Origin of the sequence: Paenibacillus sp. (assembly GCF_048976745.1) — a bacterium.
GTDB lineage: Bacteria > Bacillota > Bacilli > Paenibacillales > Paenibacillaceae > Paenibacillus.
Window position 1 is genome coordinate 39,589 of sequence record NZ_JBHGUU010000011.1, and the last position, 14,537, is coordinate 54,125.

The following is a 14,537-nucleotide window of genomic DNA, read 5'->3' on the forward strand; positions in this document are numbered from 1 at the left end:
CTTCGTTTACCGAAGCATCTGACAAAATGTACGTGCCGATTGTTCAATAATTCCTACATCACGCGCAGTTCCCGCAAGGATCAGTGAACCTTCCAATGCTGCAATAAATAACAACGCAGCCGGTCCCGGTTCGATTTTCTTGCGGAATTCACCACGATCCAAACCTTGCTGAAACAACTTCTCCACCATTGGTCTAAGTTCACAAAAGAATCGTGATATGCTCTCCTTCACTTGGGGTGCACTGTCGGGTGTCTGCATATATAACGTGACAAAAGGGCAACTCCCTTCGTAATTTCGGCCCTCAATGCCTGCCGACAGCAATGCCATGAATGAATAGATACGCTCCTCCACTCCTCGCTCCCGCTGGCTGAGAAGCAGATACAGCTCCGATTCATACTGGGCAATCCAGTACTGTACCACGGCCTGAAGCAGTTCCTCCTTGTTTTTAAAATGATAATAAATATTGGACTTGGATACCCCACTCACTCGCACGACCTCATCCATACTGACGTAACTGTACCCCTGTCGCAGAAATAATTGTGCCGCCACTTCGACTGCCTTGGTCCGGTTCACTGGATTGGAACTCTTGGATTTGGCAGCTCCCGTGTTCATTTTTTGAGTTTTCATATTTAGAACTATACAGTACTAATAAGTTGATAACAAGTATTTCTGTTAACCAAAGATCAACTTTCGCTTAAACCAATCCATACTTGTCCACATTTAGATCATTATACAAACAGGATATCCACATATAGTATTAACTCTGTGTTAAATACATCATGGGATCGTTAAACCGCTTCGGGTTATCCACATCAGGGATAATACCATCTCTCATTTTCCAGCGAGCAGTATAGGCTCCTCGGTAAAACAAAAACAGGCCCACCAGAATGACATTTCTGGTTGACCTGTTTAGACTGACTAATTTACTTATCTGAACACTTCAGAACGTTTATATTAACCTGTGGATACTATTTTTTTGTGGATAAGCTAAGGTTTATTTTTTCAGACTATCCCAGTTCTGTTGCAACGCATCTAGCAATCCGGCTTTATCCGATTTGCCTGCAACGTAAGCTTGAATCGTGCTGCCAAATTCCTGTGGGACACCTTCCGGGAAACGGTTGAAGTTCCAGCTGAGTGTTTTGTTTTCCTGGCTATACTTCATGATCTCTGTGGCAAGGTCACCCAGATCCTCCTCAGATGCCGTGATGGAACTGAACGCCGGGATGAACTTGAATTCTTTGGTCATGTATTGTTTCCCGATATCCGAAGTTACGAGCCACTCCAAAAACTCTTTGGCTTCCGTTTTCACTTGAGAGTTTTTGTTCACAACCCAATAGTTCGGCACACCGACAAACAATTTGTCATTCGGTTCATTGTTAATTGGCATCGGCAGGATACCCAGATTCAGATTCGGATCGATTCCATCAATCTGCACTTGAGTCCAGTTCCCTTGCTGCATCATCGCCGCTTCTCCACTCGCAAACAATGTAACTTGCGTATTGTAGTCGGTTGTCAGCGGGTTTTTGTTGCTGTATTTCAGCGTTAAGTCGAGCAAGTTAATCCAGTCGTTAAACACCTGATTACCAGGAATTTTCTCCTTGCTTTCGTTCAAACCCTGAATGAATTTCACTGGATCTGCCTGATTAGCAAATGCCACGTTTACGTTATGATTGCCCAGCACCCACCACTCCTGATATCCGTTCGAGAATGGGGTAATGCCTGCGGCTTGAAGTTTCTGTGCAGCTTGATCCAATTGTTCCAATGTCGTTGGAATTTCGGTAATACCTGCTTTTTGGAAGAGGTCTTTGTTATAAATGAAACCATAACCCTCCAGTGCCAGCGGCTGTCCATAGAGCTTGCCGTCTTTGGTCATCGGCTCTTTGGCTACTTCGAGCGCATCCTTGGCCCATGATTCTCCAGACAGGTCTTCCAGATATTCAAGCCATGTATCCAGCTCACGATAACCACCTACGTTGAAAATATCCGGTTGTTCGCCAGCGGCAAACTTGGCTTTCAATGCAGCACCGTAGTCACTGCCACCACCTACGGTTTGAATGTCCAGTTTGACGCCTGGATGGGAGGATTCATACTCCGCTTTGAGACGATTGAGCGCTTCCGCAATTTCGACTTTAAATTGGAAGATTTTAATGGTCTTATCTCCTGCAGCAGCCTCGCCACCACCTTGAGCATCCGTATTGACCGGACTGCCACTCTTGTCCCCATTGCCACAACCCGCAAGCATTACCGAAAAAGCAATCAGCATAAGCAACGTCAACTTCGTCATTCTTTTCATACATACACTCTCCCTATAGTAGTTTCAGTATAACAGTTCCACTAATGAATATTTACACTGGCACTCCGATGACAGCGCCCCTTCCCTCGCACACTCCCCTTCTACCTCACCGATCCGATCTTTAAATCTTTTTTTCTTGGTCTTTTCCCTTTATTGCTCTTTTCTCTTTATCGATGCTTTCTCTTCCCCAGGAGTCATGCCCAAGCTATGCGGGCGTGACTCCCCTTTGCACACCTCCATGCGAGGTGGGAGCAAAGGGATCAGGATGCGATGCAGGAGCGGAGCGTTCGCCTTTGATACTCGGTGGCTTCCTTACCCTAATTCATTCAGGCCACCGAGGAGCAACAGCGACCGAAAACGCAACTTGATCCCTGCCGCGACCCTGCCCTCGCACTTACCCTTTAACTGATCCAGCCGTAATCCCCTGAATGATATACTTCTGCATCAGCAGGAAGAAGATAATGATTGGCATAATGCCAAGCACAAGTGCCGGCAAGGCCAGATCCCATTGCTTCGTATATTGACCAAAGAGTGCAAAGGTCGCAATCGGGATCGTACGCAGGTTGGAACTCTGCAGGATCAGGGATGGGAGCAGATAATCATTCCAGATCCAGAGTGTGTTCAAAATGATGACGGTTACATACATCGGTTTCATGAGTGGAAATACGATCCGGAAGAACACTCCGTAAACAGAGCTTCCATCCACCCGAGCGGCTTCCTCAATTTCCAGTGGGACGGATTTCACGAATCCATGGAATAGGAAGATAGACATCGGTGCCCCGAAACCAAGATAACAGATGATGAGTCCACCGAGGCTATCGATCAGTCCCAGATTACTGGTTACAGTAACGAGTGGAATCATGATAGACTGAAACGGAATCACCATGGCGGCAATGAACATGCCGAACAAAATACGGTTGAACCGGGTATTACTGCGAACCATTCGGTACGCGGCCATGGAACTGATCAGCACAAGCAACAGGTTGCTGACTACCGTAACGATAAGCGAGTTCATCAGCGCGGACGGGAAGTTAATTTTCTCCCAGGCGTTTGCATAATTGCCCCATTGGAATACTTCCGGCCATGCAGCCGAATTGGTGAGCAGGTCACCGAAGGTTTTAACGGAATTCACAAACAGGAAGTAAAACGGAACCAGGAATAAAAGTCCAATGAGCACCATGACAATCTCGGTTAAAATGGTACTGAAGCGGTAATTTTTCGTCGTCTCCATTAGGCTTCTACCTCCTTGCTCTTCGTCAGACGCACCTGAATCATGGTGATGATGGCAACGATTACGAAGAACACAAGCGCCTTGGCGGTTCCGATGCCATATCTGTTATTCACAAAGGCTTCATTGTAAATATTGAGTGCAACCGACTCTGTTGATCCGAATGGTCCACCTTTGGTCAGTGACAGATTGAGATCGAACATTTTGAACGACCAGGAGATCGCCAGGAACAGACAGATCGTTACACCCGGCATAATGAGCGGAAGAATGATGCTCCGCAGTACCTGCCAGCGGCTTGCACCATCAATCTCGGCAGCTTCCAGCAGATCAGGGGATACATTGGTCAGAGATGAGATGTAGATGACCATCAGATATCCTGCGGTCTGCCATACAAACACAATCACGATTCCCCAGAAGGCGGTTGGTTCATCTCCCAACCAAGGAAGGTTGAAGAAGGACCATCCTGTTACATCGCCTACTGCTGAAAACCCTTTCACAAATATGAACTGCCAGATAAAGCCGAGCAACAACCCACCGATCACGTTAGGCATGAAAAAGATCGTACGCAGAATGTTTCTCGTCTTAAGCGGTTTGGTCAGGAAATACGCCAGGAAAAAGCCAATCACATTGGTCAGTACCACACCAACCACGGTGAAGCGCACCGTAAACCAAAACGCCGTTTGGAACTTGGGATCATTCGCAAAAACATGCACGAAATTATCAATCCCTACCCAATTAATGTTCTCGGATACCCCGTTCCAATCCGTGAAGGAATATACCATGCCAAGCAGGAAAGGGACCACGATGATGAGAATAAAAAACACGATGGAGGGACCCACGAACACGAGCTGCTGTAACAGCTGTGAAGATTTGCGATGCTTCATATCGTTCTCCCCTTCTGTAGATGGATGAAATTGGTCTCTTTTTCTATTAAACTCCAATATCGCCGAGGGAAACACCGACCCTTGTGAACAGTTGGGGGTAAAATATTGTCCTATCTTAACCTGCAACCAGAAGGGGTGTTCCGATGTCCAAATACTACAGTATACGCACCAAATTGATTGCCTTTATGCTCATCGCTACCACACTTCCGCTGCTTGCGTCGATCAGCATGACGTTTATCCAGACCAAGACGGCCCTGCGGGAACAAGCTGTTGAGGAAAATAAACGCCTGATCTACCAAGCGTCCACGAATCTCAATAACTATGTGGATAATGTGGCCAGAGCGTCGCTTGCTGTGTATAACGACCCGAACTTCCTTCGTAATCTGGCGAAGATTCCTGGGGATTATCGTGCAGTGGCCGAGGTGTATACTACTTTGCAGACAATTCGCGCTGCTGTGCCGGATGTGTTCCAGCTGTATTTGCACTCTTTTGCCGCCAATCAATCGACCCTCATTACCAATCCCTTTCCGAAACGGGAGGAACGCAAACAGGCCTATTCCGGCTCGCTTCATGGAAAAACAGGCGGTGAGAGCCCTGATATCTGGGTGGAATCGGCCCATATGAGTCACACATACGGATTCAAGGCTGCCTCCCCCGATGATCCTGCAAGAACGGTCATTACCCTGCATCGGGTGATCAAGGATATTCCGTCCACCGAGCGTCTGGGTGTCCTCGCCATTGATCTGAATATGAATACCATTGCAGCCATCTGTGGCAGGCTGTATGATCCGGCTAAGGAACAGATCTATGTTGTGGATGGTCAGAATCAGATCATTTACCAGGGACGTTCCAAAGTCAATCATACGGATGCACTGCGAGAGGAAACAGCCAGTGAACTGAATAGCGCACGTTCTGGCGCTGGTACAGCCCAGAATGTCGCAGGACATTTTGAACAGGATCGTTCCATGTATGTATACCAACAACTTGGCAGCACGTACGCCGACTGGACCATCGTCAAACAGATTCCGAATGAGACTTTATATGCGAGAGCCACCACACTCACGTGGAATAACGCGATGATTGCCATCGCAGCACTTGTATTGGTCATTGTTGCAACCTTGTTCATCTCCATCCGAATCACCGGTCCACTCAAACAACTTATGCGGTATATGAACCAGATCCAAGCCGGGCGTCTGCATGTGGATATCCATCTATCCAGCCGAGATGAATTCGGGGTGCTCGCTCGTCATTTCCGAGATATGATGGATACGGTAAATAATCTGATTTTACGGGAATATCGACTCGAAATCGCCAATAAGACGAATCAGCTCAAAGCGCTGCAAGCGCAGATTCATCCGCATTTTCTGTATAATACACTGCAATCCATAGGTACACTTGCCCTTCAACAGCAAGGACAACGGGCGTATACCCTACTCTCTTCCCTGTCCAAAATGCTGCGCTACAGCATGCGGGATCAGACCTCCGTGACCTTACGCGAAGAGGCAGAGCATGCCCGGTTATATCTGGAACTTCAGCAGGAGCGGTTCGGTGACCGTCTTGAGGTAGATTTGGATTTTGCCGAAGATACCCTGTCTGTTGAAATGCCACGAATGACGTTACAACCTTTAATTGAGAATTATTTCAAACATGGGGCAGATATTCAGCCAGGCAAAGGTCACATCTCCCTATCCAGCCGTCGGATCAATGATCATTGGATTGAAATCGAACTGAATAATAACGGACCCTCTATACCTGACGATAAATTACTGGAGATTCGGGGATGGCTCCTTCCAAATCACACATCAACCGGGTTAGCCACACAAGAATCCGATGAGTTCGAGTCCATCGGTCTACGAAATGTGATGCGCAGACTTCAATTGAACTCACATCCCGGTCACTCAGCCAGACTCGAGATCAGCAATCGGGAACCCAATGGTGTGAAGATCAGGGTTAAACTACACGCGGGAGAGTGAACAACATGAAGGCACTGCTTGTAGATGATGAAAAACATGTCCGCGATGCCATAAGATTGCTTGGTCATTGGGAAGACTTTGGTATTGATACATTACTTGAAGCAGCAGATGGGGATGAAGCCATTGCCTCCATCACGGCACATCAGCCTCAAATCATTCTTAGTGACATGCGTATGCCGGGCAAGGACGGTATGGCATTGCTTGAATGGATATCGACTCATGCCCCACACAGCAAGGTGCTGGTTATCAGCGGATATGATGATTTTGAACTTGTGAGGCATGCCATCAGACATGGTGGTATGGACTATCTCCTGAAACCTGTGGAAGCAGATGAGCTGAATGCATCTCTATTAAAGGCCGTTACCGCTTGGGAAGAGGAGGACGCCATTCGAATACAATCGACCAGGCAATCCATTGTTGTTAATCGGATGCGCCCTCACTACCAGGATCGTCTGCTCACCGAACTTGCCGTTGGCAGAGGCAGCAGCCCATCACACATGCAGCGATTGCAGGATGAGTTGAATCTCCCCTGTGATATCCCCGTCTGTAGTGTCGCTGTCACCAGCCTCTCCCATCTGGATGCAGGTTGTCTGGCAAAATATCGCAGTCAACCCGACCTGCTTGTGTTCTCGGTACTTAATATCTGTGCCGAAATGTTATCTACACCAGACGAAGGCGTAATGTTTCGTCAGTTAGACCAGCCAGACGAGATTGTTCTGCTGCATTGGGGTCCCTCCACTTCATTGGAACTTATTCTGGACAAGGTTAATCATGGATTGGAGCAGACGATTCAGCGCCGGCTTCATTATGGCATCTCCACCTGTGAGTCCTACCCTGGCGGAATCTCAGCGGCATATATGGAAGCCAGTTCAAGGCTGTGGAGACGTAATGCTGTGCAAACCAAACAGCGAATCCATGCTTCAGTGGAATCATCAAACGGGAATAAAATCAGGCGTTTAACCGCCCATGAAGAACCTCTGCGAATGGCAGCCATGAGCTGCAGGGCTGCCAGTGTATCTGCTGCGGTCGCTGAATGGCTTGACCCGATTACTGATCTTGAAGTGGTCAGTGCTGAGCAGATCCAACAATGGATTGACGAGCTGGAATGGATGCTGAGTCGCTGGCTTGATGACACGGCAGGTTCGTCACCCCAAGAGGAAGAAGTGACGGAGGAGCAGTCTATTCCCTTTGCCGAGTTACCTTTTGACGCTGAAGGACTGTTATCCGCCCCCCTGCTTCGCTCCTTGTTGGAACAACGACTGCTTGCCGCAGGAAAGGCGCTCACCACTCATCACCACGCCAATCCCGATCCCATGAGTGAGATTGCACGTTATATGGATGCCCATTATCAGGAGGACCTGTCCTTGCAGCAGATTGCCGCGCGTTTCTACCTGAGCCGGGAGTATATTTCCCGTAAATTCAAACAGCAATTTGGCCTAAACTGGTCGGAATATCTGGGTAAACTGCGGATCAACAACGCGAAGCTATTACTTCAAAACCCCTCTCTGCGAGTCGCCAAAATCTCGGAGATGGTTGGATTCCAGGATGAAAAGTATTTCAGCAAAGTGTTCAAAAAAATGGAGGGCATCACGCCAGCGGAATATCGTAAAACATTATTGGAGGCTGGTACGTAACAAGTACCAGTTCCGAATTTAAAAAGAGTACTCCCGGCATGGATCAACGGGAGTACTCTTTTTAAATTTTACTTTTACAAAGAATCGCTTATTTCATGACGACGGTTTCGCTCTTTCTTCTCTAAGATAGATACGATCCGAAGATCATCACATAGATACACCCTAGTCCGCTCACCTATCCCGCAAAATCACCGCAGGTACAAGTCGAATGTAGATAAGCTCCCCAGCAAGCTCCACCAACGTCTGTGTAACAATAACAGCCGCAGCTATGGTTGCCCATTCTGGCGGGAGTGCAAGCGCCAGCGGCAGAACAACCAGTGAATTCCGTGTGGCTGAACTGAAGATCAACGCCCGCCCGGCGCCTGGATTCAATCCAAACCAAGTAGCAATGAGCCGAGATATCCAAGGCATAAGGATTAGAAAAGCAACATAGATCGGGATCACGTTCACGATGGTCGCGATATCATTGTAGACTTTGCCAATCTGGGAAGCGACAACCACGAGTAGCGCAAGTGCCATCATCGGAACCGGGAGCCAAGCCGCCGCATTCATGACTCGCTCACCGCTCGCTTTACCTCTGGAGAGAACTTGTGTAACAACAGCGAGCAGCAGTGGAATAACGATCAGGAACAGAAGCGCCTCCACAAACGGCCCTACCTGCATGACCTGCGCTACCTTAGCACCCATCAATAACCATAAATAAAACGGCAACAGGATCATTTGTATAGCAAATAAAAGGGGGGTTGCGGCCAGCATCAGTTTCTCATTTCCCCTGCCGAGCTGTGTGAACACAATGACGTAATCAATACAGGGCGTTAACAGTACCAGATAAACTCCGATCAGAACCCCTGGTGATTGTGGAAAGACCAGTGTAAGCAACCATACGACTACAGGTACAACGATAAAATTAGCCACCAGTAACGCGCCCATAAATCGAAGATTCGACCAGGACTCTTTTAACTGTAAAAAGGGAATCTGTACAAACATGCTATATAACAGAACGGCAAGTACCGGAGAAACAGTGTAGTGTAAACCATTCCCCCATGACGGATTACTCAGCCCAATCACTGCTCCTAAGAACAGTGCAGCTACATAAAACCAGGTTTGCTGTTTCTCCATCGTTTCTCTTCTGAGCATTCTCCTCCTCCTCTTCTAATGGGACATCGTGGGCATGGACATATTTCTGCTTTGCTTCGCGTACATTGGGACAGAGTACCGTTCCAACGTAGCGGCAGAGCATAAGATCTGAAAGATCAACTTGTGAATTTTTTGCGGCTGTTATTAGAATGTGCAAGAACTGGGTATATTCATTGTAGACTGACCCGTGGTTCATTCATTCGTTAAACCAAGGAGGAAACACAATGTCACGTAACAATCCGTACAAGTGGTTAAACGCCATTGGTTTTATCGCTGTAATTATCGTGAACTACCTTTCCAACGCTCTGCCAATCGGGGGCAGAACCAACAAGGAAGTATCGGATATGTATCCTGTGCTACTCACACCCTCTGGCTATGCCTTCTCTATATGGGGTTTGATCTACTTGCTGCTTGCAGGTTTTGTGATCTATCAGTTCGTGCCTGCTTCGTGGAAAAGGGACTCCATCACCCGTCTCGGGTATTGGTTCCTGGCAAGCTGTGCCTTTAACGTAGCCTGGATTTTTGCTTTTCAAAACTTGCAGACCGGTCTCGCTTTACTGATTATTGTACTGCTTCTGTTGTCTCTGATCGTGCTGTATGTCAAAACACGTACCATTACGGTTCCAACCACTGCTGAGATCTGGCTTGTGAAGCTGCCATTCAGTATTTATCTGGGATGGGTTAGCGTGGCAACGATCGTCAATGCAGCTGTGCTGTTATATAAAATCGGTTGGGATGGTTTTGGTCTCAGCGAACCGACCTGGACGATCATTATGTTGATTGTGGGTATGGTGCTAGCTGTACTCGTTAGCTTCCGTTATCGGGACAGTGTATATCCACTGGTATTCACATGGGCATACATCGCCATCGCTCTTAAACAAAAGGACGTCACTTCCGTATATTATACGGCAATCATCATTGCGATCGTACTGGCAATCTACGCGGTATGGCTGTTCTTCGCCCGTAATCAGGATCGCGATTGAGCGGCTTCCATCATATCGCAAAACCATAAGCAAAAAGCCGATTCTGGTCATTCGACCTGAAATCGGCTTTTTATGTATAACGCAGCGAATGAAGGTTGTCCTATTTCAGGGCAATAACCTCAATCTCCACCAGTGCATCTTTTGGCAAACGCGCAACTTCCACTGCACTGCGTGCAGGATACGGCTGTTCGAAAAACGTGCTATACACTTCATTCACAGGGACAAAGTCGTTCATGTCCTTCAGGAACACCGTCGTTTTCACGATTTTATCCATACTTGTGCCTGCTGCTTCAAGGATAGCCTTCACATTGCTCAAGGACAGACGTGTCTGCTCCTGTACATCTGCACCGAATTCTCCCGTTTGGGGATTCAGGCCGAGCTGTCCGGAAGTGTAGATGAAATCGCCTGCATCAACGGCTTGACTGTATGGACCGATGGCGCCTGGCGCCTGATCGGTAGAGATTGGTTTTTTCATGGACGAGTTCTCCTTCATGTTCGTTATCCTGCTGCCGCAAGGAGTCAGGGTTCGAACTCATTTTTGTTGCCTATTATACCACGATCTACCTCAAGCGAGAAACGCTCCTCACTTACCATATGAAGTAAACAGCTCGTTCAAAGGTGTTTAGCCCCCGTCCACACCAAGGACATGAATGACTTCATTCGAATACACATGGTTTCCCTTGGCTTGCACCAGTGCAATATTTGTCATGGCCTGTGCAATGGTTGCTGCGTGAACCGCCCGGTATTTATCGGCTCTGCCTTTCATCCAGCGATCCAGAAACTTCATGGCATGGGCAGCCATCTGTTCACCGAACCGTTTCTCGTTTCGATCTCCCAGAATTAAGGAAGGGCGGAAGATATGCAATGATCGAAAACCGATATCGGACAATGCATCCTCCATCTCCCCTTTGGTCCGACTGTAAAAGACCCGGGAACCTGCACTCGCTCCCATGGAGGAGATCACCAGCATCTGTAGTACCCCATGTTGCTTCGCAATCGTAGCTGCTCGAACCGGGTAATGATAATCCACCTGACGGAAATTGTCCTGACTGCCTGCTTTTTTGATCGTGGTACCCAAACAACAGTACAGGTCATCTATTCCTTCAAATAAGCGGCCCTGGCTCTCCAGCTGTTCCCAGTCCACTACATGCTGTTCCAGTTTGGGATGTTGCAGCTCAAGCGGACGTCTAACCAGAACGCGAACCAGACTGTATTCCGGGTGTTCCAGCAGTTGATGAACCAGTAATTCGCCTACAAGACCCGTGGCTCCAATCACCATGGCTTTCCGATCGAGACGATTCAAATACATCCCTCCACTTCGCCATCTTTATATTACGTCATGCGATATCATATCTATTTTAACAGTACACGACGCCCAAGGGTAAATGTAAGAATCAACATCACGACACCAACCCCCACCTGAAATCCATAGGCTGAGATCCAGGCCAGCGCATCGGACCAAGTCTCCATCTTTTCATACAACCAGCCGCCCAACAGCGGCCCAAGAAACGAAGTTACTCCGGTCAGCGCCGAATACACGGCGACAAACATAGGTCTTTCACTTTTGGGTGTGTCTCCGATGGTAAAGTTAAATGCCAGCTGATTGAATCCACCTACACCGATCCCAAGGAAGATATGCGATAGAAATAGTGCGATCAACACGGGCATGAACGACATTAACCCCCACGACAGACAGGAGAGTGCAATGACGGGCAATGTCCAGAATAGGAGGGTTTTGTTGCTGAATCTGGCATTCAGATTGCCCCAGACATAGAAACCGGCCATCATAACCAGCGTCTGAACTACCGTGATCAGGGATACCGTCTGATAATTAATATTCAATAGATCCAACATAACATAGGAATAGAGCGGAACAATCAAGGTCTGGATCAATAACCAGACAGCCAGGAACAGCGTTGCTTTCAGGAAAGAACGATCCTGGAACGGCTTGATGAACATCCGCCAGAAAACCTTTTCGGTAGAACGTTCAAATGGAACATCCGGATAGAAGAAGTAGATGACGGTGTTGGCAATGGCACAGATCCAAACCGGAATAAACAGGATCAGAAAACCCATTTCTCCGGGGTAACGGTCCAAAACAATACCACCTGCGAATAAGCATACGCTTCCAAGCGCATTCAGAATCGTATTTCGAATTCCAAAATAACGCCCTCTCACCTTGGCAGGTACGATGTCGCCAATTAGTGAAGTCCAGATCATGCCGCCAATGGTATTTGAGATGAAAGCAACCGTATACACGACAATATATACACTTACCCACCACTCTTTGGGAAATATAAACGGGATCAGTCCCGTCGCACTCCACAAGATACGATGTGTGCCCACAAATAACAGCAGCATGCGTTTTCGACTGCGAATACGCTGCATCCAGTAAGCTGCTCCGATCTGGGCAATGTTTACGAATGTCGTAATCGCGAGCACAAAGCCGATATGTCTCGACCCGGCCCCAAGGTACAGCAGAAATCCGGTTAAAAACGGGCCTCCCAGCAATGTCTGTAAAATAATTGCCGGTACACCCTCCCATGTTGCAATCGATAAATTCGTGCGTTGTGTCGAACCCTTGCGCCGTGGTTTGCTTGCTGACGGGAGAGGGTTAACGTTGACCGTCTTCTGTATGGGGATACACTCCTTAGACCGGGTCTCAAAAGCCGGTCGATGCTAGTTGTCATCCCAAATTCTACTCACGGCGCGAAGGTTGTCAACTCATTTTTTCACGGTTCAACGGAAGATAAAGATGGAAGGTGCTTCCCTCGCCTTCAATGCTCTCAAGTTCAATCGATCCTCCCAGTAATCTCGCCAAATCCCGACTGATCGACAGGCCAAGTCCAGTACCGCCAAATTTTCGACTAATCGACCCATCCGCCTGCTGAAAAGCTTCAAATATGGAATGATGCTTGTCCTCAGCAATACCAATGCCTGTGTCCTGAACGGAGAAAACAAGCCATCGATTCTGAATACCTGCATTCTTCATCTGCTTGGTGCTTACGGTCAGCGTGACCTTCCCCCGGTGAGTGAACTTGATGGCATTGGACATCAGATTCCGCAAAATCTGTTGAACCCGTTGGGGATCAGACCAGAGCGTGTCGGGCAGTCCCGGTTTTTTATCCATTCGCAACTGAATACCTTTTTTCTCGGCAACCAGTTGAAAGTGATTCATGGCATCTTCTGTAAGTTGTGCCACACTGATATCCTCCAGTACAATATCCAGCCGACCTGCTTCCACTTTGGACAGATCCAGAATATCGTTAATGAGCGTGAGCAGTTCCTGCCCGGAGTGGTCGATCATGGTGGCGAAACGTACAATATCCTCCTGATCCATCGTGTCAGCGTTCTCACTGATCATCTGGGCAAAGTTAATGACACTGTTCAATGGTGTCCGCAGCTCATGTGACATATTGGCGAGAAATTCGGATTTGTACTGTGAGGCAATCATCAATTGTTTTGCTCGATCCTCCAGTACAATTTGGGCTTTCTGTAACTCTTCCTTTTGCACAGATAATAACCGGTTTGTACTTTGGATAAGCAAAATTCGATTCTGTTCATTCTGAAAATCACGTAAAATAAATGCAAAAATAAGACTTAACAAAATGCCTGTAGGAAGTGTGTAAGGCATAATATGGGAAAAGAAATATGTAGCCGGGATAACACCAACGATTGCGATGTTTATACTGTTGACGACATTGACAATAACTGTAACAAGTATGCCTTTAATAATCAGCCTGTAGTTGCTGCGTCTCATCCATATATTCAAACCTGCACATATCACACCCAGAATAGACATGTTAAGCACTGCCGCCAATGTAGCATCCGTGATGCCAAAAGTCAGCCTCGACAGCCCAATTCCAATACCCACGATAATTACGCTATAGGGTTGTCTATACGTTAGAACGGCAACAATTAAAGGAACATAACGCAGATCAAAGACCACTTCATCGGTGAGTTGAAACCCAAAAACGGTGCTGATCCAACCTGCAAATATAAGGACAAGCACTGAACTGATCTGCTTCACTCGGGAAGAGGTACGTATTACGACATATTTATAGAACACACTAGCAAGATATGCAATGGTAATAAGCATCCCCATATTCAATACGAACATTTTTGAAAATTGCATTCACTCACTCCTGTTGTCCCGACTTTACTGGCCAAATTACCTTCGTCCGTATATGTTTCTATCATATCATGCCCTTTGAAACTTCTGCATTCCTTCTTCGCCAAAAAAATACACAAATTGGGATTCAATTTGTGCGCTGAACGTAGTAAAATATATTGTTGTTTAAATTTGAACTACTATATAGATTGAACTAAAGAATAATTACACTTGCTACTCCGATGACAGAACAACCTTCTGACCGCTGTTATCCCAGATTTTTCCGATTCCCTT

12 protein-coding genes are annotated in these 14,537 nt (G+C 47.2%); 3 read left to right on the top strand and 9 right to left on the bottom strand.

Going from position 1 to position 14,537, the window contains the following annotated elements:
• Window positions 1–6: 6 nt before the first annotated feature.
• From ACE3K2_RS18020 to ACE3K2_RS18035, 4 genes are all read right to left on the bottom strand, one after another.
• Window positions 7–573, bottom strand: coding sequence for a TetR/AcrR family transcriptional regulator (locus ACE3K2_RS18020; protein ID WP_421893667.1), 567 nt, complete (start codon window positions 571–573; stop codon window positions 7–9).
• A gap of 421 nt (window positions 574–994) precedes the next feature.
• The gene (locus ACE3K2_RS18025; RefSeq protein ID WP_421893092.1) at window positions 995–2,293 is read right to left on the bottom strand and encodes an ABC transporter substrate-binding protein; all 1,299 of its coding nucleotides are present in this window, start codon (window positions 2,291–2,293) and stop codon (window positions 995–997) included.
• A 394-nt stretch (window positions 2,294–2,687) separates the two neighbouring features.
• Complete coding sequence (locus tag ACE3K2_RS18030; protein WP_421893095.1) at window positions 2,688–3,524, bottom strand: carbohydrate ABC transporter permease; 837 nt, start codon at window positions 3,522–3,524, stop codon at window positions 2,688–2,690.
• Window positions 3,524–4,405, bottom strand: coding sequence for a carbohydrate ABC transporter permease (locus ACE3K2_RS18035; protein WP_421893098.1), 882 nt, complete (start codon window positions 4,403–4,405; stop codon window positions 3,524–3,526). The genes ACE3K2_RS18030 and ACE3K2_RS18035 overlap by 1 nt, the downstream gene beginning before the upstream one ends.
• A 143-nt stretch (window positions 4,406–4,548) precedes the next feature.
• On the opposite strand from ACE3K2_RS18035, the gene ACE3K2_RS18040 reads away from it, so the two are divergent.
• Both ACE3K2_RS18040 and ACE3K2_RS18045 read left to right on the top strand, forming a co-directional pair.
• Window positions 4,549–6,378, top strand: coding sequence for a cache domain-containing sensor histidine kinase (locus ACE3K2_RS18040; protein WP_421893101.1), 1,830 nt, complete (start codon window positions 4,549–4,551; stop codon window positions 6,376–6,378).
• A 5-nt stretch (window positions 6,379–6,383) separates the two neighbouring features.
• Entirely contained in the window at window positions 6,384–8,012 is a 1,629-nt protein-coding gene (locus ACE3K2_RS18045) for a response regulator transcription factor (RefSeq protein ID WP_421893104.1), read from the top strand.
• A gap of 171 nt (window positions 8,013–8,183) precedes the next feature.
• Here ACE3K2_RS18045 and ACE3K2_RS18050 read toward each other — a convergent pair whose 3' ends face one another.
• Window positions 8,184–9,149 (bottom strand): arsenic resistance protein, encoded by a 966-nt coding sequence (locus ACE3K2_RS18050; protein ID WP_421893107.1) that lies wholly within the window; start codon window positions 9,147–9,149, stop codon window positions 8,184–8,186.
• Between the two features lie 224 nt (window positions 9,150–9,373).
• Between ACE3K2_RS18050 and ACE3K2_RS18055 the strand changes: the two genes are divergently transcribed.
• A complete protein-coding gene (locus tag ACE3K2_RS18055; protein ID WP_421893111.1) occupies window positions 9,374–10,132 on the top strand; it encodes a tryptophan-rich sensory protein in 759 nt (252 codons plus the stop codon).
• Between the two features lie 100 nt (window positions 10,133–10,232).
• Here ACE3K2_RS18055 and ACE3K2_RS18060 read toward each other — a convergent pair whose 3' ends face one another.
• From ACE3K2_RS18060 to ACE3K2_RS18075, 4 genes are all read right to left on the bottom strand, one after another.
• Window positions 10,233–10,607, bottom strand: coding sequence for a RidA family protein (locus ACE3K2_RS18060; protein WP_017690870.1), 375 nt, complete (start codon window positions 10,605–10,607; stop codon window positions 10,233–10,235).
• A gap of 147 nt (window positions 10,608–10,754) precedes the next feature.
• Complete coding sequence (locus tag ACE3K2_RS18065; protein ID WP_421893670.1) at window positions 10,755–11,411, bottom strand: oxidoreductase; 657 nt, start codon at window positions 11,409–11,411, stop codon at window positions 10,755–10,757.
• Window positions 11,412–11,485: 74 nt separating this feature from the next.
• On the bottom strand, window positions 11,486–12,643 hold the full coding sequence (locus ACE3K2_RS18070; protein ID WP_421893114.1) for an MFS transporter: 1,158 nt from the start codon (window positions 12,641–12,643) through the stop codon (window positions 11,486–11,488).
• A gap of 208 nt (window positions 12,644–12,851) precedes the next feature.
• Window positions 12,852–14,267: a sensor histidine kinase gene (locus ACE3K2_RS18075; RefSeq protein WP_421893117.1), complete on the bottom strand. Its 1,416-nt coding sequence runs from the start codon at window positions 14,265–14,267 to the stop codon at window positions 12,852–12,854.
• Window positions 14,268–14,537: the final 270 nt, after the last annotated feature.

What these genes read in the sequence shown, in the direction of transcription:
- ACE3K2_RS18065 (WP_421893670.1), bottom strand. Translation starts at nt 11,411, where the DNA reads ATGGTGATTGGAGCCACGGGTCTTGTAGGCGAATTACTGGTTCATCAA.
- ACE3K2_RS18025 (WP_421893092.1), bottom strand. Translation starts at nt 2,293, where the DNA reads ATGAAAAGAATGACGAAGTTGACGTTGCTTATGCTGATTGCTTTTTCG.
- ACE3K2_RS18040 (WP_421893101.1), top strand. Translation starts at nt 4,549, where the DNA reads ATGTCCAAATACTACAGTATACGCACCAAATTGATTGCCTTTATGCTC.
- ACE3K2_RS18075 (WP_421893117.1), bottom strand. Translation starts at nt 14,267, where the DNA reads ATGCAATTTTCAAAAATGTTCGTATTGAATATGGGGATGCTTATTACC.
- ACE3K2_RS18030 (WP_421893095.1), bottom strand. Translation starts at nt 3,524, where the DNA reads ATGGAGACGACGAAAAATTACCGCTTCAGTACCATTTTAACCGAGATT.
- ACE3K2_RS18035 (WP_421893098.1), bottom strand. Translation starts at nt 4,405, where the DNA reads ATGAAGCATCGCAAATCTTCACAGCTGTTACAGCAGCTCGTGTTCGTG.
- ACE3K2_RS18045 (WP_421893104.1), top strand. Translation starts at nt 6,384, where the DNA reads ATGAAGGCACTGCTTGTAGATGATGAAAAACATGTCCGCGATGCCATA.
- ACE3K2_RS18060 (WP_017690870.1), bottom strand. Translation starts at nt 10,607, where the DNA reads ATGAAAAAACCAATCTCTACCGATCAGGCGCCAGGCGCCATCGGTCCA.
- ACE3K2_RS18055 (WP_421893111.1), top strand. Translation starts at nt 9,374, where the DNA reads ATGTCACGTAACAATCCGTACAAGTGGTTAAACGCCATTGGTTTTATC.
- ACE3K2_RS18050 (WP_421893107.1), bottom strand. Translation starts at nt 9,149, where the DNA reads ATGCTCAGAAGAGAAACGATGGAGAAACAGCAAACCTGGTTTTATGTA.